The organism is Rhodococcus cercidiphylli (assembly GCF_033042225.1).
In the GTDB taxonomy this organism is placed as follows: domain Bacteria; phylum Actinomycetota; class Actinomycetes; order Mycobacteriales; family Mycobacteriaceae; genus Rhodococcoides.
The window spans coordinates 294,053-315,347 of sequence record NZ_JAWLKE010000006.1 but is presented as its reverse complement, the minus strand read 5'-3'; the positions used below and the strand labels follow the sequence as shown (position 1 = coordinate 315,347).

The 21,295-nt window shown below is 65.9% G+C and carries 18 protein-coding genes; 8 read left to right on the top strand and 10 right to left on the bottom strand.

The window, feature by feature from the left end; translation table 11 throughout:
- Positions 1-35: 35 nt before the first annotated feature.
- The 5 genes from R3P95_RS17290 to R3P95_RS17270 form a co-directional block, all read right to left on the bottom strand.
- Entirely contained in the window at positions 36-1,211 is a 1,176-nt protein-coding gene (locus R3P95_RS17290) for a 4-hydroxybenzoate 3-monooxygenase (protein WP_068284235.1), read from the bottom strand.
- Between the two features lie 67 nt (positions 1,212-1,278).
- Positions 1,279-2,031: an IclR family transcriptional regulator gene (locus R3P95_RS17285; protein WP_068054358.1), complete on the bottom strand. Its 753-nt coding sequence runs from the start codon at positions 2,029-2,031 to the stop codon at positions 1,279-1,281.
- 94 nt (positions 2,032-2,125) lie between these two features.
- On the bottom strand, positions 2,126-3,628 hold the full coding sequence (locus tag R3P95_RS17280; RefSeq protein ID WP_094669688.1) for a carboxyl transferase domain-containing protein: 1,503 nt from the start codon (positions 3,626-3,628) through the stop codon (positions 2,126-2,128).
- The gene (locus R3P95_RS17275; RefSeq protein WP_094669687.1) at positions 3,625-4,824 is read right to left on the bottom strand and encodes a CaiB/BaiF CoA transferase family protein; all 1,200 of its coding nucleotides are present in this window, start codon (positions 4,822-4,824) and stop codon (positions 3,625-3,627) included. The genes R3P95_RS17280 and R3P95_RS17275 overlap by 4 nt, the downstream gene beginning before the upstream one ends.
- Positions 4,825-5,036: 212 nt before the next feature.
- Complete coding sequence (locus tag R3P95_RS17270; RefSeq protein WP_068054349.1) at positions 5,037-6,407, bottom strand: SLC13 family permease; 1,371 nt, start codon at positions 6,405-6,407, stop codon at positions 5,037-5,039.
- A 193-nt stretch (positions 6,408-6,600) separates the two neighbouring features.
- Here R3P95_RS17270 and R3P95_RS17265 point away from each other — a divergent pair, with 193 nt between their 5' ends.
- From R3P95_RS17265 to R3P95_RS17235, 7 genes are all read left to right on the top strand, one after another.
- Complete coding sequence (locus R3P95_RS17265) at positions 6,601-7,299, top strand: FadR/GntR family transcriptional regulator (protein ID WP_149407155.1); 699 nt, start codon at positions 6,601-6,603, stop codon at positions 7,297-7,299.
- A 117-nt stretch (positions 7,300-7,416) separates the two neighbouring features.
- On the top strand, positions 7,417-8,577 hold the full coding sequence (locus R3P95_RS17260) for an acyl-CoA dehydrogenase family protein (RefSeq protein WP_149407154.1): 1,161 nt from the start codon (positions 7,417-7,419) through the stop codon (positions 8,575-8,577).
- Between the two features lie 35 nt (positions 8,578-8,612).
- Positions 8,613-9,821 (top strand): acetyl-CoA C-acetyltransferase, encoded by a 1,209-nt coding sequence (locus R3P95_RS17255; protein WP_149407153.1) that lies wholly within the window; start codon positions 8,613-8,615, stop codon positions 9,819-9,821.
- 35 nt (positions 9,822-9,856) lie between these two features.
- Entirely contained in the window at positions 9,857-12,028 is a 2,172-nt protein-coding gene (locus tag R3P95_RS17250) for a 3-hydroxyacyl-CoA dehydrogenase NAD-binding domain-containing protein (protein WP_149407152.1), read from the top strand.
- 28 nt (positions 12,029-12,056) lie between these two features.
- A complete protein-coding gene (locus R3P95_RS17245; protein WP_188078763.1) occupies positions 12,057-12,686 on the top strand; it encodes a TetR/AcrR family transcriptional regulator in 630 nt (209 codons plus the stop codon).
- A gap of 134 nt (positions 12,687-12,820) precedes the next feature.
- Positions 12,821-14,368 carry a long-chain-fatty-acid--CoA ligase gene (locus R3P95_RS17240; RefSeq protein ID WP_149407321.1) on the top strand — a complete coding sequence of 516 codons (1,548 nt, stop codon included), beginning with the start codon at positions 12,821-12,823 and terminating at the stop codon, positions 14,366-14,368.
- Positions 14,365-15,855 carry an aldehyde dehydrogenase family protein gene (locus R3P95_RS17235; protein WP_149407151.1) on the top strand — a complete coding sequence of 497 codons (1,491 nt, stop codon included), beginning with the start codon at positions 14,365-14,367 and terminating at the stop codon, positions 15,853-15,855. The genes R3P95_RS17240 and R3P95_RS17235 overlap by 4 nt, the downstream gene beginning before the upstream one ends.
- A gap of 4 nt (positions 15,856-15,859) precedes the next feature.
- On the opposite strand, the gene R3P95_RS17230 is transcribed toward R3P95_RS17235, so the two are convergent.
- From R3P95_RS17230 to R3P95_RS17210, 5 genes are read right to left on the bottom strand one after another with little or no spacing between them, the layout of a single operon-like run.
- Positions 15,860-17,059 carry an MFS transporter gene (locus R3P95_RS17230; RefSeq protein WP_149407150.1) on the bottom strand — a complete coding sequence of 400 codons (1,200 nt, stop codon included), beginning with the start codon at positions 17,057-17,059 and terminating at the stop codon, positions 15,860-15,862.
- Positions 17,060-17,062: 3 nt separating this feature from the next.
- Positions 17,063-17,725 carry a class II aldolase/adducin family protein gene (locus R3P95_RS17225; protein ID WP_149407149.1) on the bottom strand — a complete coding sequence of 221 codons (663 nt, stop codon included), beginning with the start codon at positions 17,723-17,725 and terminating at the stop codon, positions 17,063-17,065.
- Positions 17,725-18,660, bottom strand: a complete 936-nt coding sequence (locus R3P95_RS17220; RefSeq protein ID WP_149407148.1) for a carbohydrate kinase family protein — start codon at positions 18,658-18,660, stop codon at positions 17,725-17,727. Before R3P95_RS17220 ends, R3P95_RS17225 begins: the two co-directional genes overlap by 1 nt.
- On the bottom strand, positions 18,657-19,136 hold the full coding sequence (locus R3P95_RS17215; RefSeq protein WP_094687523.1) for an SRPBCC family protein: 480 nt from the start codon (positions 19,134-19,136) through the stop codon (positions 18,657-18,659). Before R3P95_RS17215 ends, R3P95_RS17220 begins: the two co-directional genes overlap by 4 nt.
- Entirely contained in the window at positions 19,118-20,545 is a 1,428-nt protein-coding gene (locus tag R3P95_RS17210) for a flavin monoamine oxidase family protein (RefSeq protein WP_149407147.1), read from the bottom strand. The genes R3P95_RS17215 and R3P95_RS17210 overlap by 19 nt, the downstream gene beginning before the upstream one ends.
- A gap of 137 nt (positions 20,546-20,682) precedes the next feature.
- Between R3P95_RS17210 and R3P95_RS17205 the strand changes: the two genes are divergently transcribed.
- Positions 20,683-21,294 (top strand): TetR/AcrR family transcriptional regulator, encoded by a 612-nt coding sequence (locus R3P95_RS17205; protein WP_149407146.1) that lies wholly within the window; start codon positions 20,683-20,685, stop codon positions 21,292-21,294.
- Position 21,295 lies beyond the last annotated feature (1 nt).

Here is a 21,295-nt window from a genome sequence, read left to right as displayed (position 1 = left end):
CCGTCCACAACTTCGAGTTCGGCAGAGTTCGAGGGTCAGAAGCCGATCGGCAGACCGGCGTAGTTCTCCGCCAGTCCCGTTGCCCCGGCCTCGCTGGAAGCAACCCATTTCAACTGCGAGAGCTGCAACTGCGCATCGAACGGGTCGTCGCCGGTGTGCAGCATCGTCGTCATCCACCAGGAGAAGTGCGTGCAACGCCAGACGCGTCGGAGCGCGTCGTCACTGTAGGCATCGGCGGCGCGGGAATCGTTCTTGCCCAGCAGCGACGTCAGTGCCGGTGCCAGCAGGGCGACGTCGGCCACTGCGAGGTTGAGGCCCTTCGCCCCGGTCGGCGGCACGATGTGCGCGGCGTCGCCGGCCAGAAAGAGGTTGCCGTGTCGCATCGGCGTCTGCACGTAGCTGCGCATCGGCAAGACGCTTTTCTCGGTGATCGGTCCAGGAGTGAGCTCCCAGCCGTTCTGCCCGTGACCGAGCCTGCGTGCCAATGCATCCCAGATTCGGTCGTCGGACCAGGTGGCGATGTCGGTCCCGTTCGGCACCTGCAGATACAGCCGACTGACCGCCGACGATCGCATGGAGTGCATCGCGAATCCGTCCTGATGCCAGGCATAGATGAGCTCGTCGGTCGAGGGCGCGACGTCAGCCAGCACCCCGAGCCAGGAGAACGGATACGTTCGCTCCCAGGTGTTGCGCACCGAGTCCGGCATCGCAGCGCGGCTCGGACCGAACGAACCGTCGCACCCGGCAACGACATTCGCGTCGATCCGCATCGGAGTACCCGAGGCATCGGTGAACGTGACGTACGGGGAGTCGGACTCGACGTCGTGCAACGCGGTATCGGAGACGTCGTAGAAGATCTGCTGGCCTGCTTTCTCCCGGGCCGCGACGAGATCCTTGGTCACCTCGGTCTGCCCGTACACCCACACGCTTCGGTCCACCAGGTCGCGAAAGTCGATGTGGTGCCGCTCTTCCGGCCACTGCAGATAGATTCCGCGATGCTCGTGGCCTTCGCGATGCAACCGCTCCCCCAGGCCGTGGTCGTCGAGCAGCTGAACCGTCGAGTGTTCGAGGATGCCGGCCCGAATGCGCGAGAGCACGTACTCCTGCGTGCGTGACTCGATCAGAACGGAGTCGATTCCCTGCTCCCCGAGCAGGTGGGACAGCAGCAGACCCGCGGGCCCTGCACCGATGATGGCGACCTGTGTTCGCATGCATCGAGTACACCGCGCATCGGGGCCGCGAACAAGACCATGTTTCCACTCAGCGAAAACATCGATCTCATCCCCGCAGACTTCGCTCGATTCCTCGCGCGGCAACCTGCAGAGCGGCAACCAGTCTGGCTCGATCTCGTCCGATGCTCGGAACCACGATTCCCAACGCCGCCACCACTCGTTCGCCCTCGCCGCGGACCGGTACGGCCACCGAACACGCCCCCAGCGTCATCTCCTCGACCGTCTGCGCATACCCCTCGCGATGCACTCGGCGTAGTTCGCTGTCCAACTTCCCCGGATGAGTCACCGTGTACGCGGTGATGCGGGTCAGGTTCCTCAACACGCGGTCGTGCACCTCACGCGGGGCGTAGGCCAACAACACCTTGCCGACTCCGGTCGCATACAGGGGCAGACGCGCTCCGACCCGGCTGACCGCAGGCACCGACGCGTGCCCGGCAAGCCGGTCGAGATAGAGCACCTCGTCGCCGTCGCGAATGGCCAGATGCACCGTGGCGAGTGTCGCGCCGTAGATGTCGTGCAGAAACGGTGAGGCGATCTCTCGCAGATCGGCTTGATCCGGTGCCAGCAATCCCAACTTCCACAGTCGACGCCCCACCACGTAGCGGCCGTCCTCGCCGCGAACGAGCGCGCCCCAGTCGACCAGTTCACGCACCATCCGATGCGCGGTGGCGATGGGCAGGCCTGCGCCGTCGGCCAGTTCGGACAGCGTCAGCGCAGGGGTCTTCTCGTCGAACACAGCCAGAAGCGCCAGCAGCCGCGAGGCCACCGACACCCCTGGATCCCGCGCATTGCCCGCCACCCGGACGACGATAGCCTCCCCGACCACCCGCCGAACTCGAAGTTATGGATACATTTCGGCCGAAAACCGTCCATAACTTCGAGTTCGGCGGGAATTACACCGCGGCGGCCGCGAAGCCGATTCTGTTGAATCTCTTCTCTCGGGCGATCATCCGCATCGACGGGTCCTGAGCGATCAGTTCGGCGAGCTCCCGGTGCAGTACCGCACCCACCCGGTCGCAGAACTGCTGCGATTCGTCTGCCGCGTCGGGCAATTCGGGAATGATGATGTCGACAACGCCGGCTCGGAAGAGATCGAGCGAGCGCACTCCCTGCTTCGTCGCCATCTCCGCGGCGTGGGCGGTGTCGCGGTGAACGATGGCCGATGCCCCCTCGGGCGGCAGCGGCGAGAGCCACGCATGCTGGGCGGCGAGAACGCGGTCCGCGGGCACCAGAGCGAGTGCGCCGCCGCCGGTTCCCTGCCCCAACAGCAATGACAGCGTGGGGGTTTCGAGGTCGACCATGTCCGCGATGCACCGTGCGATCTCGCCGGCCAGGCCACCTTCCTCCGCCTCCTTCGACAGTGCGGCACCCGCCGTGTCGATGACGGTGACGAGCGGAAGCTTCAGATCCTGGGCCAGACGCATTCCGCGTCGAGCCTCGCGAAGCGCTGCGGGACCGAGCGGCGTTTTCGTCGTCTGACCGCGTCGGTCCTGCCCGAGCAGAACACAGGGCATGTCGCCGAACCGGACGAGGGCAAGAATCAGGCCCGGATCCCATTCACCCTGACCGGTTCCGTTGAGCGGCAGCACATCTGCTGCGGTACTGAACAGCAGCTCACGGACCCCGGGGCGATCGGCTCTGCGCGAGGCCAGAATGGACGTCCACGCGGGTACGTCCTCGATCTTCCATTCGAGCGCCTCGACGGTGCGTGGGCGGTAGGACGGGATGTCGGTCATGATCCGCAAAGCGCGATCGACGATCTCGCCGAGTTGCTCGGGCGGACGAATGGCGTCGATGAGCCCGTGGGCCTGGAGATTCTCCGACGTCTGCACACCCGTGGGGAACTTCGCGTCGTAGAGCGCCTCGTAAACGCGGGGGCCGAGGAATCCGACGAGAGCACCGGGCTCGGCGACGGTGACGTGACCGAGCGATCCCCAGGACGCGAACACTCCGCCGGTGGTGGGGTGCCGCAGATAGACGATGTACGGCAGGTTCGCCGCCTTGTGCGCGGTGATCGCGGCGGTGATCTTGACCATCTGCAAGAACGCGACCGTGCCCTCCTGCATTCGGGTTCCGCCGGACGTCGGCAGCGCCAGCAGCGGCAGCCGCTCGTCGGTCGAGCGGTGTACGGCGTTGACCAGGCGCTCGCCCGCCGCGACCCCGATCGAGCCGGCCAGGAACGCGAACTCGCCGAGCAGGATGGCCACCTTGCGGCCGCGGATGGTCGCGGAGCCGGTGAGCACGGACTCGTCCAGGCCGGTCTTCTCGCGTGCCGCGGCGAGTTCGCCTGCGTACTCGTCGTCGATGACGTAGTCGGCCGTCGGGGTGTCCCAGGAGTCGAAGCTGCCGGAATCGATCACCAGATCGAGGAGTTCGAGGGCGGTCATTCTGGTCATCGTGTCGCCTCTTTCAGCCAGTCGCGGACGAGTTCGTCGTCGGCACCGAGCACCGGCGGTGCCAGGTGATTGGTTTCGGTGACCTCGGTGCCGTCGGATTCGAAGAACCGCAGTGGCGGTCCCGGCAGTGTCACCGTGCCCAACGTCGCGTGCTCGACGTCCACCAGCAGGCCCTGGGATTTGGTCTGCTCCCACTCGTAGACTTCCTGGACGTTGCGCACTTTGCCTGCGGGAACACCGATCTCGTCGAGAAGGGCCAGCAGCGGTTCGGTCTCGTACGTGCGGAAGATCTTGGACACGAGTTCGATGACATCGTCGCGACTGTTCACCCGTTGCGGGTTGGTGGCCATGCCTTCGAGATCGGGGTCGATGCCGAAACCCTCGCAGAACCGATGCCACAGTCCCTCGCTGCCCACCGAGATCTGCACTGCGCCATCCGATGTCGGGAACAATCCGTACGGGCAGATCGACGGGTGGTGATTGCCCTGCGCCGCGCCGACCTCGCCTGCGACGGTCCACTTGGTGCCCTGGAAGGCGTGCACTCCGACGACGCTGGCGAGCAGCGAGGTACGGACGACCTTGCCGCGGCCGGTGCGGTCGCGTTCACGCAGTGCAGCGAGAACGCCGAAAGCTCCGTACATTCCGGCCAGCAGGTCCGCGATGGGAACGCCGACGCGCTGGACGTCCTCGGGACCCGAGCCGGTGAAGGACATCAGCCCGGCCTCACCCTGAGCGATCTGGTCGTAGCCGGAGCGGCCGCCCTCGGGGCCGTCGTGACCGAAGCCGCTGATCGACAGCACCACTGTGCGCGGGTTGATCTCGGCGATCCGCTCGGGCGAGAAGCCGAGTCGGTCGAGAACACCGGTACGGAAGTTCTCGAGCAGTACGTCTGCCCGTTCGATCATGTGCTCCAACGCTTCTCGGCCGTCGTCGGTCTTGAGGTCGAGCGCGATGGACCGCTTGTTGCGATTGGCCGAGAGGAAGTACGTCGACTCGCGCTCGGCATCGCGCGGAGTGACGAAGGGGGGACCCCAGACGCGGGTGTCGTCGCCGCCCTTCGGGGTCTCGACCTTGATGATGTCTGCGCCGAGGTCGCCGAGCATCATCGCCGCATGCGGACCGGCCAGGGCGCGGGTCAGATCGACCACCACGGTGCCTTCGAGCGGTCCGGTTCTGCCTGTCGTGTTGAGGGGCATCGAATTGATCCTTACGTCGAAGCGAGGTGGGAGCCGGACCCGAAGTCCGATTGGATTACTGGGCCAGTGGACTAGCCAATTCAATTGGACCAGCGAACCACGGCGATGTCAAGTAACGATGTACGCGCCTTTGCCCAGCTCAGACGCGTGATGGCGGCACGTCGAACACACGTGCCGCCATCATCGAGCGTCTGCTTTCAGCTGCAGTACCGCTACATCCAGCCGGGTACGACCAGCAATGCCCAGGCGATCAGCGGGCCGATGACCACCACCAGTGCGCTGTACTTGAGGATCTGCTTGTAGAAGACGTCGCGGTCGATGTCCTGGGCATTGGCGAGCACCAGGGCTCCGTTGGTCGAGAACGGACTGACGTCGACGATGGTCGATGCGATGGACAGAGCCACGATGACTCCGATGGCTCCCACCTCACCGGCGAGCAGGAACGGAACCGCCAGCGGGATGGTGACGCCGAGGATCGCGGTGGACGACGCGAAGGCCGAGACGATGGCACCGATGTAGCAGAGCAGCAGCGCCACCAGAAGCGGGATGCCGATGCTGGCGACCGAATCGCCGACGTACTCGACGGTTCCGGCTTCCTGCAGCACCCCGACGAACGTGAGCACGCCACCGATGAGCAGCACCGTCGACCAACTGATCTGGTTGATCGCGCCCTTCTGGGCCTTGGGCGATGCGAGTGCGAGGATCACGGCCACCGTCATCGCGATGAATCCGACGTCGAGGTCGAGCACGAGGGCGAACAGAGCCAGCGAGGCCAGGCCGACGAGCGTGAGAATCTGATCGAAGGTGATGGCCTTGACCGCGGTGGCCAGGGGTGGCGCATTCTCGACCGTGACCGTCTGACCGGACGGACGAGGCGTCGACGCACCGAAGCCGCGCATGACCGTTCGCGAACCCGAACCGCCGACTCCGCCGGTGTCACCATCGGGACGCGTGCCGTCCTCGTCGTGCACGCTGCGTCCGATGAGGGAGCGGCCACCGAGGAACATGAACAGCAGAGCACCGATTGCGGCGTTGAAGAACAGGCTGCCGAGGAAGAGTGTGAGCGGACTGTTGACGAGTCCCGCGTTGGCGGCGATGTTGTTGACCGTGACACCGTAGATGCTGATGGGCGAGAATCCGCCTGCCTGCGCGCCGTGGATGACCATCATGCCCATGAGCAGGGCGTTGATCTTGTAGCGCGCGGCGAATCCGAGGGCGATCGGGGCGACGATGGCCACCGCGGCCGGTCCGAGCGCACCGATCGAGGTCAGGACTCCGGTGATGCCGAACATCACCCATGGAATGAGTGCCACCCGGCCTCCGACGAGTCGAACGGCTCCGCGGACCAGCAGGTCGACCGTGCCGTTGTTCTGCGCGATGGCAAACAGGTAGGTGATGCCGACGAGCGTGAGGAAGAGACTGCTCGGGAAGCCGGCAATGATGTCGTCGGCACCCATGCCCACGGCAAGTGTTCCGACGAAGAACGCCGCCACGAACCCCAACGCGCCCATGTTCACGGGGAACACGGTTGCGGCGAGGAACATGACGACGAGCGCAAGGATGGGTATCAACTCGGTCGACATCGAAGGTCTCCGGTCCGTCTGTGGTGTCACCCGAGCGGTTGCCCAGGATCTCCAGTGGCTAATTGGACTGGCCACTGAGTCAATAGGACTCAACCAGTGAAGTGGATCACTTGTCAACCCCCGATGTGTCCGCCGTTACGTGCGTTGCGGCGACTAGGGTGGAGGTCCAGAGGAACAGAGAGCGAGTGACACAGTGGCTGAGCAAATTCGCCCCGTGACCCGACCACGGCTGTACGAGGTCATCGTCGAACAGCTGTGCAAGCACATCGCCGACCGTGAGATGAACCCTGGCGATCGACTTCCGCCCGAGCGTGAACTGGCCGGACACCTCGGGGTCAGTCGAGCATCTCTGAGCCAGGCCCTCGTCGCCCTCGAAGTACAGGGCATCCTGTCGGTCCGGCACGGCGACGGCGCAGTGCTCGTACGACGGCCCGTGGGAGACATGGCAATTCGTGCTCTACGCGAGCACGCAGACCGGCTACCCGAGGTGATCGAGGCCCGCGAGGCACTCGAGGTCAAGCTCGCCGAACTCGCTGCCACGCGTCGCAGCGACAGTGAAATGGCCGCGATCGACCACGCCCTGTCCGTCATGGCCACCGAGATCACCGACGGCGATCGAGGAGACTCCGGCGACGAGTTGTTCCATCACGCCATCACCGAGGCGGCACACTCACCGCTGCTCGCCAGGCTCATGGGGGAAATCGCCGGTCTCATTCGCGAGACCCGCATCGAATCGCTGTCGCAGTCGAACCGTCCACAGGCCTCGCTCGAGCATCATCGACGCATCGCCGAGGCCGTGCGCAATCAGGATCCGGCCGAGGCAGGACGGGCCATGGCCGACCACATCCGACTCGTCTCGGATGTGGCACTGCTGCGTTCGGTCGACAGCTAGAACTCCGGCAGCAGTCCCCGGGGAGCACTACCTGGTTGACATCCGCGGCAACCCCGCGCCATCATTATTGGCACAGCGCCAATAACCCACAGGTGCGCTTCGAGCCAAGGACCCACCATGACTGCACTCGCAGACCGCACCCCCAGCGACCTCACCACCGAGCTCGCCGACGTGCGACAGCTCGCCCGAGGATTCTTCGAGAAGGAAGTCGCGCCCCACCGCGAGGAGTTCGCGGCTGCCGGACGCCCCAGCCGCGAGGTCTACCGCACCGCAGGCAGTCTCGGACTGCTGGGCATGTCGGTACCCGAGCAGTACGGCGGAGGCGGGGGCGACTTCCGCCACGAGGCGGTGCTGTTCTCCGAGCAGGTGCGCTCCGGCGACTCGTCCATGCAGCTGGGCGTGCACAGCGGCATCGTTCCGCACTACATCCTGGCCTACGCCTCCGAGGAGAAGAAGCAGCAGTGGCTGCCGAAGCTCTGCTCGGGAGAGTGGATCGGCGCCATCGCCATGACCGAACCGGGCACCGGCTCGGATCTGCAGGGCATCACCACCCGCGCAGTGCGTGACGGGGACGACTACGTGGTGACCGGCGGAAAGACGTTCATCTCCAACGGAGCTCACTGCGATCTGATCATCATCGCCGCCAAGACCGATCCGTCCGCGGGAGCCCGGGGACTGTCACTGCTCGTCGCCGAGGTCTCCGACGACACCGAGGGCTTCCACCGCGGACGCGTGCTGCACAAGATCGGCCAGAAGGGCCAGGACACAGCCGAACTCACCTTCGACGGGCTTCGCATCCCCGCCGCAAATCTCCTGGGCCAAACAGAAGGCCGCGGCTTCGCGCAGTTGATGCAGCAACTCCCCCAGGAACGCCTCATCTGCGGCATCGCCGCCGCCGCGATGATCGATGCCGCCGTCGCACAGACGGTCGAATACACCAAGTCGCGCAACGCTTTCGGTAAGACACTGTTCGATCTGCAGAACACCAAGTTCGAGCTCGCCGAATGCGCCACCATCGGCCGCGTCGTCCGCACCTTCGTCGACGACGCGATGGCACAGCACATCTCGGGCAGCCTCGACGTCACCACCGCAGCGATGGTCAAGTACTGGACCACCGACCGACAGTTCGAGGTGGTCGACCGCTGCCTGCAGCTCTTCGGTGGGTACGGCTACATGGAGGAATACCCCATCGCTCGCATGTTCGTCGACGGCCGCATCGCGCGCATCTACGCCGGTGCCAACGAAGTCATGAAAGACCTCATCTCTCGTTCCCTGTAGTACTCGGCAATCTTGTTGCCCCAGAAAGGCACCCCATGGAGGCATTCCTCTACGACGCGGTTCGCAGCCCACGTGGCCGCGGTAAGAGCTCCGGTTCGCTGTACACCGTCAAACCGGTCGATCTGGCCGCGAACACGTTGTCCACGTTGCTCTCTCGCCACTCGCAGCTCGATCCTGGCCTGATCGACGACGTCGTGCTCGGTGTCGTCACCCCGGTCGGCGACCAGGGCTGCGATATAGCCCGGACGGTCGCGATGGTTGCCGGACTGCCGGACAGTGTCGCCGGCGTTCAGCTCAACCGCTTCTGCGGATCGGGATTGGAGGCCGTCAACACTGCGGCGCAACGCGTTCGGTCCGGTTGGGATCAGCTCATCGTCGCCGGTGGCGTCGAATCGATGTCTCGTGTCCCGCTCGGGGCGGACGGCGGTGCCTGGCCGTGCGACCCGCTGACCAACTACGGCAGCTACTTCGTGCCGCAGGGAGTCAGTGCAGACCTCATCGCGACGATCGAGGGGTTCGACCGCGACGAGGTCGACGCCTTCGCGGTGCGCAGCCAGCAGCGCGCGGCACACGCCTGGTCGATGGGCCACTTCGAGAAGTCGGTCATCCCGGTCTTCGACGCGAACGGCCGGCTGATGCTCGATCACGACGAGATCATGCGACCCGAGACCACCATGGCCGATCTCGCCACCCTGACACCGTCGTTCGCCCGGATGGGGGCGCTCGCCGGGTTCGATGCCGTCGCGATGCAGAAGTACACCGAGGTCGAGCGCATCGATCACGTCCACCACGCCGGGAACTCCTCCGGCATCGCCGACGGTACCGCGATGGTGCTGATCGGCTCCGAAGAGGCCGGTCGCGCAGGCGGATTGACCCCGCGCGGACGCGTCGTGGCCGGGGTCGTCGCCGGATCGGACCCGACGCTGATGCTCACCGGCCCGGTTCCGGCCACGCACAAAGCGCTCGCTGCGGCGGGGCTCACTCTCGACGACATCGCGGTGTTCGAGGTCAACGAGGCATTCGCTTCGGTGGTACTCAATTACGCGAAGAAGCTGGACATCGACCACGAACGCATCAACGTCAACGGTGGCGCGATCGCGATGGGCCACCCACTGGGCGCAACGGGCGCGATGCTCACCGGAATGGCCCTCGACGAGCTCGAACGTCGGGGCGAGCGCTACGCACTGATCACACTCTGCATCGGTGCCGGAATGGGCGTCGCCACCATCATCGAGCGCCTGTGACCATCCCGCGAGAGAACAACGACCCGAGGACCTCGATGACCACAGCAACTCTGCGGACCCCCACGATCACCGGCGAGATCGGCAACGACCGCGTACTCGTGCTGACGATGGACGACCCCACGCAGTCCACCAACACGATGAACGCCGCGTTCGGCGAGTCACTCGAGCAGACGATCGACTGGCTCGAGGCCAACCTCGATGCGTTCGACGGCATCATCGTCACCTCGGGCAAGGATTCGTTCTTCTCCGGTGGCGATCTGGAATTGCTGCGCGACGCCGGTCCGTCGGACCACGCGGCGATCGCCGACGCCCTCGATTTCACCAAGGACAAATTTCGTCGCCTCGAGAAGCTGGGCAAGCCCGTGGTGGCTGCGCTCGGCGGTACCGCACTCGGCGGCGGTTTCGAGATTGCGCTGGCGTGCCATCATCGAATTGCGCTGAACAACAGCAGAGCTCGCTTCGGGCTTCCCGAGGTCACTCTCGGGCTGCTCCCCGGGGCCGGCGGCGTCACCCGGACGGTTCGGATGTTCGGCATCGTCAAGGCTCTGACACAGGTGGTGGGCCAGGGCCAGCGGTATCGGCCGACGCAGGCCCTCGAACTCGGATTGATCGACGAGGTCGTCGACACCGACGAGCAGATGATGGCACGTGCACGTGCCTGGATTCTCGCCAATCCCGAAGCGTCACAGCCCTGGGACAAGAAAGGATTCACGATTCCCGGCGGCACCGCAGCCTCACCCGCATTGGCTGCGCAGCTGCCCGCTTTCGCTGCAACGGTACGCAAGCAGGTCAAGGGCGCACCCATGCCCGCTCCGATCGCGGTGGTTGCTGCGGCCGTGGAAGGGTCGGTACTCGACTTCGAGTCGGCCTCGCTGGTGGAAACCCGGCATTGCACCTCGCTCGCCTGCGGAGCGGTCTCGGGCAATCTGATCCAATCGATGTTCTTCGATCTCGGATCCATCCACAAGGGCGGCTCGCGTCCGAGCGCCGAACCGCACCGAGTACCCGAGAAGGTCCTGGTGATCGGTGCCGGAATGATGGGTGCTGCCATCGCCTACGTCGTCGCCTCGGCCGGGGTTCCCGTCGTGCTGCGCGATGTCTCGATCGAATCCGCCGAGCGCGGCAAGGATTACGCGCGTTCGATTCTCGGCAAGGCCGTCGCGAAGGGACGTAAGACCCAGGCCGAGGCCGATGCGGTGCTCGCGCTCATCACACCCAGTTCCGACGCGGCCGATGCCGAGGGTTGCGATCTGGTCGTCGAGGCCGTGTTCGAGGATCCCGCCGTCAAGCAGGGTGCGTTCGAGGCGGTCGACAAGTATCTGACCGCCGACGCACTGCTGTGCTCGAACACCTCGACACTGCCCATCACCGAACTGTCGACGGGAGTCTCGCGCACCTCGGACTTCATCGGCACGCACTTCTTCTCCCCGGTGGACAAGATGCCGTTGGTGGAAATCGTTGTGGGAGAACACACCAGCGACTCCGCGCTCGCCCGCGCATTCGACTTCGTTCGCTTGATCGGCAAGACCCCGATCGTCGTCGGAGACAGTCACGGCTTCTTCACCACCCGCGTCATCGGCCGGTTCATGGACGAGGCGATCTCGCTGGTCGCCGAGGGCGTGCATCCGGCCACCGTCGAACAGGCCGCTCTCCAGGCGGGCTATCCGTCCGGTGCGCTGGCCCTGATGGACGAGATTTCGTTGACCCTGTCTCGGCACATCCGCGAGGGCATGGCGCAGGCCGCGCGCGCCGACGGTCGACCGTGGATCGTCTCGAACTCGTATGCGCTGGTCGATCGCCTGGTCGACGAATTCGATCGCCCCGGACGCAAGGCGGGACGCGGCTTCTACGAGTACACCGAGGACGGCACCAAGGCAGGATTGTGGCCGGGCCTGGTGGAGCACTATCACCGTCCCGATCACGGAATTCCGTTCGAGGACATGATGGATCGCATGCTGGTCGCGCAGTCGCTCGACTCGATCGCATGCCTGGACGAGGGTGTCCTGCGGACCGTCGCCGATGCGAACATCGGCTCCATCCTCGGCATCGGCTACCCCGCGTGGACCGGTGGCGTGCTGCAGTTCGTCAATCAGTTCGACGGCGGCATTCGGGGATTCGTCGAGCGGGCCGACCACCTGCAGGCACGGTACGGCGACCGGTTCGTCGTGCCGACATCACTGCGCTCCCGCACCGAGCGGTACCTCTGACGCCTCGCGACGTCGGTTCGGTGCAATCATGACAACCATGCCGGCTGCAAGTACACCCAAGTGGAATCGACTGGAACCGGACGAGCGACGGACGCAGATTCTGGCCGCGGCCGTTCGCCTGTTCGGCGACAAGCCTTATGCCGAGGTCTCGATGTCGGACGTCGCTGCCTCGGCCGGCGTCGCACGCGGGCTCATCCACCACTACATCGGAAGCAAACGCGACCTGTACCTCGAGTGCGTTCGCTTCCTGGTCACCGTGCCGCCGATCGAGGACGTGCACCTGCCGACAGGCTCGCTCGAGGACCGGGCCCGGGGCAGCGTCCACTGGCTGGTCGGCGTCATCGAGACGCACGGTACGGCCTGGGTGTCGGTGGCGAGCGGATCGGGTGTCGACGAGCAGGTTGCTCGGATTCTGGACGAGGCCGATGACCTGGCCGCCGAACGCGTCTTGGACGCAACGGCATTCGAGGGCAGGGGTGGTGACCGTCGAATCGCTACCTCGGCCGTGCGCGCGTTCGGCGGCATGGTCAAGGCCGCGGGCCGCGAATGGTTGGTGCGCGGCACACTGACGCGCGAGCAGGTCGAGATTCTGTTGACCGATGTGCTCGTCACCGTCCTCGGCACGGCGCGCTCCCTGGACGACGCCCGAGACCGTTAGCCGGACAATCCATTTCGGCGGTCCTTGCGAGTGGTAACCGCCCGTATCTCCTATTGACACTGTGCCAACAAGGTGGAACTGTGGCGGTACTCACCTCGGGCACCCTCGCCCCCCACTCGCACAAGGGACTCGCCATGTATCTCACTCAGGGCCTTCACCGCTCCGCGTCGACCACACCGAACCGGGCAGCAACGGTGTTCGGCGATCGCGTTCGTACCTTCGCCGAGCAACTCGACAGAGTGGCAAGACTGGCTGCGGGCCTGCACTCCATCGGCGTCGAGGCCGGCGATCGAGTTGCGATGCTGGCATTCAACAGCGACCGGTACTCGGAGTACCTGCTCGCGGTGCCGTGGGCCGACGCCGTGCTCAACCCCGTGAACATCCGGTGGTCGCCCGTGGAGGTCGCGTACGCACTCAACGATTCCGACACCAAGGTTCTGCTGGTCGACGACACCTTCGGTGCCATGGTCCCGGCACTGCGCCCCGCATGCGCCGGCCTGCAGACCATCGTCTACTGCGGGGACGGGGCCACCCCCGAGGGCATGGTCTCGTACGAGGACCTCATCTCGTCCCACGATCCCGTTCCCGACGCGCGACGCAGCGGCGACGCCCTTGCCGGCCTGTTCTACACCGGTGGCACCACCGGCTTCCCCAAGGGCGTCATGCTCTCGCACGCGAACCTCGTCACCTCGGGCCTGGGAACGGTGGCGACCGGACAGCTGCTCGACGACGCGTCGATCCTGCTCCATGCCGCGCCGATGTTCCACCTCGCCGATCTGGCCGCATGGGTGGGTCAGGTCATGCTCGGCGGCACCCACGTCATGGTTCCGTTCTTCGAGCCGACTGCCGTGCTCGGTGCCATCGCGACGCATTCGGTCACCGATGTGCTGCTGGTACCCACCATGATTCAGCTTCTCGTCGATCACCCCACGCTGAGCGAATTCGATACCTCCTCGCTCAGCCGCGTGTTGTACGGAGGATCCCCGATCTCCGCGGGCGTCCTCGAGCGGACCCTCGCCCGACTCCCGCAGGCCCGCCTCACTCAGGCATACGGCATGACCGAGCTCGCACCGGTCGCGTCGCTGCTCTGGCCGGAACACCATGTGGGAGAACGCATCGGCTCGGCCGGTCGCGCGGCCCCGCACTCGGAGATCCAGATTCTCGGCCCGGACGACGAGCAGTTGGCCACCGGGTCCGTCGGCGAGATCTGCGTTCGCGGTGGACACGTGATGCTGGGCTACTGGAACAAGCCGGACGAAACCGCCGCGGCCGTTCGCGACGGTTGGATGCACACCGGAGATGTCGGCTACCTCGACGCCGACGGATTCCTGTTCGTCGTCGATCGACTCAAGGACATGATCATCACCGGCGGCGAGAACGTCTACAGCGCCGAGGTCGAGAGCGCACTGAGCCTGCACCCCTCGGTGCTGGCGTGCGCCGTGATCGGTGTTCCCGACGGCGAGTGGGGCGAACGCGTTCACGCCTGTGTCGTGCTGGCCGAGGGGTTCTCGCCTGATGTCGAGGAGCTCCGCGATCACACCCGCACTCTCGTTGCCGGATACAAGACCCCGCGCACCATCGAGTTCGTCACGGCACTGCCCATGAGCGGCGCAGGCAAGATCCTCAAGCGCGAACTGCGGGACGCCCACGTTGCGAAGGATGCGCTCGGAGCTTCCCTGTGACCAGCCAGGTCCGTACGCGAGCCACCTTCGATTCGATCTCGCCCATCGACGACAGCCCGATCGCCTCGTTCACCATCGATTCGGCGGAGTCCGTCGCGCGAACGGTCGGCCTCGCGCGGAGGGCGCAGCGCACCTGGGCGGCACTACCGCCGCGAACTCGCGCCCGGCACCTGCGGGCCTGGCGACACGAGATCTGGAGTCACCGCGCCGAATTCATCGATCTGATCCATCGCGAGAACGGCAAACCGGCCGACGATGCGCTACTGGAGATCGTCCTGACCCTCGAACACATCGCGTGGGCGGAAAAGCAGGCACCGCGACTCATGCGATCACGCAGAGTGAACCCCGGCCTGCTGCTGGCGAACTACTCCGCACACGTGGACAAGGTCGCTCTCGGCGTCGTGGGCGTCATCGGCCCGTGGAACTACCCGCTCTATGCCCCCAACAGTGCGATCGGTTCGGCTCTGGCCGCAGGCAACTGCGTGGTGTTCAAGCCCAGCGAGTACACCCCCGCGGTGGCGGCCCGCTACGTCCGCGCCTTCCACGAGGCCAATCCTGCTCTCCCGCTCGGCATTCTGTCTCTGGTGACCGGATACGGCGACACCGGTGCCGCACTGTGCCGCTCGGGCGTGGACAAGATCGCGTTCACGGGCTCGACGAGAACCGGATCGAAGATCATGGCCACGTGCGCCGAGACGCTCACGCCGGTGGTTCTCGAATGCGGCGGTAAGGATCCGGTGATCGTTGCAGCCGACGCCGATATCGCAGCGGCTGCCGAGGCGGTGGCGTGGGGTGCATTCACCAACGGCGGCCAGACGTGCGTCGGAGTGGAGCGGGTCTACGTCGAGCGCAGTGTCGCAGCACAATTCACTGGGGCCCTCGTGCAGCACGCCCGTGCCATCGCGCCCGGTGGCGATGCGCCGGCCACCTACGGACCGATGACCATGCCAAGCCAGATCGACATCGTCCGGCGCCACCTCGCCGATGCCGAGGCGGCCGGTGGCCGAGCACTGATCGGCGGACTGCCGTCGATCGGCGAGCGATTCGTCGGACCCACCGTGTTGGTGGACACGCCCGAGAACTGCTCGGCCGTTCGCGAGGAAACGTTCGGCCCCACGGTCACCGTCCGTGAGGTCGACAGCATCGAGGAGGCGATCGAGCTGAGCAACGATCATCGGTACGCCCTCGGCGCATCGGTGTTCTCCCGCACGCACGGCAAAGAGATTGCGGCGCAGCTGGTGTGCGGTCAGGTCACCGTCAACTCGGTGATCGCGTTCGCCGGAATGGGATCGGTTCCGATGGGCGGCGTCGGTGCCAGCGGCTTCGGCCGGGTACACGGCGACGAAGGGTTCGCAGAATTCTGCCGCACGCACAGCCGCGTCACGAAGCTGTTCGATATCCCCGGATTCGAGCTGGTGACGCTGCGACGCCGACGGTGGGTCATGCCGCTGATCGACCGTGTGCTGGGGCTTCGTCACCGCCGCTGAGAGATCAGCGCACCGATTTCACCTGCCAGGTCACCACGGCCCCGAGCGCCGCAAGTATCCCCACCGCCGCGAACAGCACCGGGTATCCACCGACGGTGGAGAGGAACACGCTCGCGAGCAGCGGAGCCAGGGCAGGTGGAACGATCGCCCCGATGTTCATCACGCCGAGATCGGTCGCCCGACTGTCGGCGGACGGAAGAACCCCGGTCACCAGTGCCTGATCGACGGCCATGTACGCGCCGAATCCGCCGCCCAGCAACGCCGCCGAGACGAATGTCGCATCCATCGTGGGATGTATAGCCAGGACGAAGCCGGCGACGGCCTGCATCGATGCCGCAACCGCTACGAAGATCTTTCGGCGACGCATCCTGTCCGACAACGGCCCGAAGGTGAACGTGCACACCACACAGGCGATCAGGTAGACGACGGTCACCTCGAGCAGCGATCCCGTCGGATCGGCGACTCGAAGACCATCGGTGAGGAAGAACAGCAGGTAGCAGGTGCCGAGCGAGTTGGCCACGTTGACCAGGATTCGACCCCCGAAGGCCCACGCGAAGTCGCGGTGACGCAACGAATCGAGAAGTGAGGCAACGATGCTGCGCAGACTCAACAGCGCTGTCGGCGCACCGGTTTCGCGATACGTCAGCAAAAACGGCACCGAGCAGACCACCAGGGCGAGCGCCACGGCGAAGTACCCGCCCAACACCGACAGAGCAAGCGTGGACACCAGCGCCAGGCCCGCCACCACGCCCAGTGCCTGCGGTGCATAGATCGCACTCGACACCGTTCCGCGCTGCTCGTCCGGCACGCGATCGGCCACCACGGCCGTCAAACCCGCTGTGGCAGCACTCAATCCGAGCATTGCCACCGACCACGCCGTCCCGATTCCGAGGACGGTACTCTGCAGCCCGGTGACCACCAACCCACCGGCGAAGAACAGGACACCGCCGCCGAACCAGACGCGCCGTCGCCCCAACCTGCTGCGTGTTCGATCGCACAGCGACCCGCACACGGGTAGACCGATCAGGAGCACCACGGCGGAGACCGCGTTGATCACCGCGAAGTCGAACACCTTCGATTGCGGATCGATCTCCTGCAAACGCTCGGGCAGAAGCAGCTGCAGTGGAACCAGATTGGCCATCCAGTAGCCCAGCCACGCCACGGAGAACACGGCAATCCAGAGCGGGCGTACCCGGGTGGTCATCGATCAGTCCCCTCGCACGGGTGCCGCGGTTCCGTAGGCACGGCGGACCACCTCGTCGAGGGTCGCGGCCAGCTGCACTTCGGTCATGGTGCGCGGCGTCGCCACTGCGGCAGCGGAAAGATAGACCCCGCAGAGCCATTCCAGCAGTTCGATGTTCGACAGTGCCGAATCGAGATCGCGACCGGTGGCCACCGATCCGTGGTGGGCCATGATGACCGCTGACCTCGAACGCATCGCCGCCACCACCGCGTCGGCGAGCGCGGTGGTACCGAACGGCGCGAACGGCACCACCGGGACGGTCCCACCCAGGGCGAGTTGTGCGTAGTGCACGGGCGGCAGTTCGTCCGCGACAATCGAGACAGAAACGGCCGCAGAAGAGTGCGCATGCACCACAGCCCGAACCTCGGACGACGCGTAGATGCCCAGGTGCAAGCCCAGTTCCGAGGTCGGTTCGCATGCACCGGCGCGCACGACGGCGTCCATACCGACAACCGTGACGTCCTCGATCGTCGCGTCCGCCAACACCAGCCCGGTCGCCGTCACCGCCACCACATCACCCGCGCGTGCACTGACATTGCCTGCGGTACCGAGAACCAGGCCCCGTCGGCCCAGGTGCCGGGCGGTCGTTGCGACGGACTGCCGAAGCTCGTCGACGTCGGCCGGCATCAGATGGTCCTGCAGGTACGTGCGAACTTCCGAACGAATTCGAGGTCGTAGGTACCGAAGTCGGTTCCGAGGCCCTGCGCCACCTGCGCGGCGGTCGCATTGCCCAGTTCGGCAGCCTCCACGGCGTTCATGCTCAGGGACAGGCCCCGAACGAACCCGGCCGAGAACGCATCTCCGCATCCGCTGGTGTCCACCACGTCCACGGCATACGCGGGGACCTCGACGGCCGAGTTGTTCGTGACGACGAGAGTGGGCGAGGCCCCCGCGGTGGCCACCACGCAGGACGCTCCGAGCTCGAGCAGTCGACGACACCCGTCTTCGACAGTGGCGCTGCCGGTCCAGCCGAGGACCTGCTCGTCGTTGGGCAGCAGGTAGTCGACGTGGGGCAGCGCGGCGGCGAACGCACCGAGTCCTTCCGGAACCGACGGTGCCAGGCTGTCGACGGTGACGACGACGCCGTCCTCGTGGGCGCGGCGCGCGATGTCGCGTGCGGTGTCCGGTCCGAAGAATTCGGGTCCGCCCAGATGCAGGAAGTCGACGTTGTGGAACATGTTCCACGGAACATGCTGGGCCAGATAGCCGTTGGCTCCGATGACGTGCAGAGCCGGCCGTGATCCGTCCGGCCTGATCGGCAATACCGACGCCGAGGTCTGCGCTCCCTCCATCCGATGGACGAGCGAGACGTCGATGCCCTCGTCGGCGAGGAGCTGCAGTAGAAACGTGCCTGCCGAATCAGCGCCGACGACTCCCGCGGTGTGCACCGCGGCACCCAGCCGGGACAGCACCAGTGCCGTTCCCGCGGCGGTCCCCGCGGCGGACATCGCGATCTCTTCCGCCAGGACCGCCGTCTGACCGTGCGGAATCTCGGTCACCGGCCGTACCAGGGTGTCGAGTATGTGCACCCCGAGGGTGAGGACTTCCGCCGGTTCCCTCATCGGATCGTCGCGGTTCGCTCGGAGAGGATCAGCGCCTCCAGGTTGCACATCGAGATGTCGAATCGTGCGGACATCCCGGCGGTGGCGATGGGTCGCACAATCCGTCCCAGCCAGCGCGGGGAGACGTCGAACCAGAATTCGAAGGTCATCGCGGTCGAGGTTCCGCCGCTGAGCGGTGCGAAGCGAAAGACGTTGGCCACGTTGGTGAGCGGCGCGAATCCCTGACCCGAATCGACTCGCAGTCGGTTCGGTTCCAGATGCCGGACGGTCCACGTGGCGTTGGTGGTGAAGCGGCCGAGTGCCGCCACTTTCTCGGTGTAGACGCCACCTGTGCGTGCGGTGCCGTGATGAGCGGTGACGGCACGGACGTCGGACACCCATTCCGCATAGCGGCTGGTGTCACCGGTCAGTGCCCAGACCTCCTCGGGGCTCACCGAGAGTGTGCGATGAGCCGAGACTACGAAGCGTTGTTCCACGAGAGATCTCCTTCGGTCGAAAGTATTTCTGCTGCGGCCTTTTCACCCGATCGCACGGCACCGTCCATGTATCCGTTCCAATAGTCGGAGTGCTCGGCACCGGCCCATCGCACTCGGCCGAACGGAACATCGCGCCACCGTCCGAGCCCGGTCAACACTCCGGGGGTCAACACCGCGGTCGGCCCACCGCACGTCCACTGTTCGTCGGTCCAGTCCAGTTCGATCCACTCCGTCGGTTCCAATGCGCGCGGACCCACCACCGAGGCAAAAGCACGCAGCACCTCACCGCGGCGCTCGGATTCGTTGCCCTCGGACCAGTTTCGGCCGCCTCGATGGCGCGCGCCCCAGGTGCCGACGAATCCCATCAGCACTCCGTGGCTTCCGTCGGGAGGCGAGTTGTCGAACATCGAGGACACCGGTACGTCGCTGTCGCGAAAGAGTGCCTGGCCGGACAGCCCGCTCGTGCGCCAGAACGGTTCGGGATACACGGCCTCGCACTTGGCCAGTCCGCCGAAGTTCATCCGCTGGAACAGTGCCTCCTGCGCCGCGGGAAGCGAAGGGCTCCAGTCGATTCGGGTGGCCAGAACAGGCGGAATCGCGACGACGACCGATCGGGCCACCCACGACTCGGTATCGCTGTGCACCACCACGCGATCCGGATGCTGCTCCACGCGGCGCACGGGAGTATCGAGGCGGACCGAATCACCGAGTCGCGACGCCATTTCGATGCAGATCGCCTGTGAGCCACCGAGAAATCGCCACTGCTGCGCTCCCCCAGCGACACTCATCAAGCGGTCGACGGTGCCGGGGGTGTACTCGTTGCCTGCCCCGGCCACGTACGCCAAGCCGAAGAGCGCCGACACATCGGCGGATGTGCCGCCGAACACCGAACCGAGCAGGATGTCGAGCAGTTCCACACCGCCGTCGGTGGCCGAGTGTTTTCGGGCCCAGGTGGCGAGAGTCTGCGTGTCCCACTCGGAGGCACGCGGTGCCGACCACGGTCTACCCACGGGGATCTGCCCGGCAGCCCGATCGATTCGCGCCACCAGCATCCCGACGTCGGGTAGCGCCGCCAGATCCGGCGGCACTCCGCCGTCGAAGCGTCGGGCGCGTCCGTTCTTGACGTAGACGCTCGATCCGATGTCGTACGCGGGGAACGTCCCGACGCCCACGGACGCGGCCAGGCGGAGAATGTGGTCCTGCGTCGGACCGACGAACTGTCCGCCGGTCTCCACCACCGCGTTCTCCCCGAGTGCGTGGTTGACCGTCCGTCCGCCCACCCGGTCTCTGGCCTCGAGAACCTGGACGGTCAACCCTGCGGCCGTCAGTTCCCTGGCGGCAGTCAGACCCGCGAGTCCTGCGCCGACGACCACCACGTCCACACGCGAGGCTTCCGAGATCTCGTTCATCGGTGCTCCTTTCCGGGCTGCTCGATGTAGCGGCGACAGTAACTCAATATTGGCCACTCGGCCAGGATTGGCGAGAAGTGCCTGCTGGAGAGCACTGCGATGGAGCTCAGCGACAACACCCCGGCTACGTTGTAGCCATGACCGAAGAGCGCCGGAAGACTCGATACGCGCGTGGCCAGGAGCGTCGCGACGCCCTGGTCGACGCCGCCATCGGTGTGATCGGAACACGCGGACTCGAACGCGTCTCGTTTCGGTCCGTCGCCGACGCGGCCGGCTTCCCGCCGTCGACGACCAGCTATTTCTTCGGCTCGGTCGGCGAACTCATCGATGCCGCGATCACTCGAATCGCCGAGAACGTGACGACCAAGGTCACCGCTCTACTCGACGTCGCGCAATCCGGTGGACTCACTCGCGACGATCTCGCCGACGCGATCATGGACCTCGTCTCACTGCTGTCCTCTCCGGAGGACGACGACTCCCTCGTGCAGTTCGAGGCGTACCTCGCCGTGCGTAGGCGACCGGAGCTCGCGGTGTCGGTGCATCGAATCATGCGGATGATCGAGGAGGCGGCCGAGGCCGCGCTGGGAGCATTCGGCATCGAGGAACCGCATCTACCGGCTCGGCACTTCCTGGCCCTGATCGACGGCTACACCCTGCACGAGATCGCCAGGCCGACACCGGGTGGCAATCGGGCCGAGCTGAAGGGCGCTCTGCTCCGCGTACTCGACTCGTACGTGCCGCGGGCCTGAA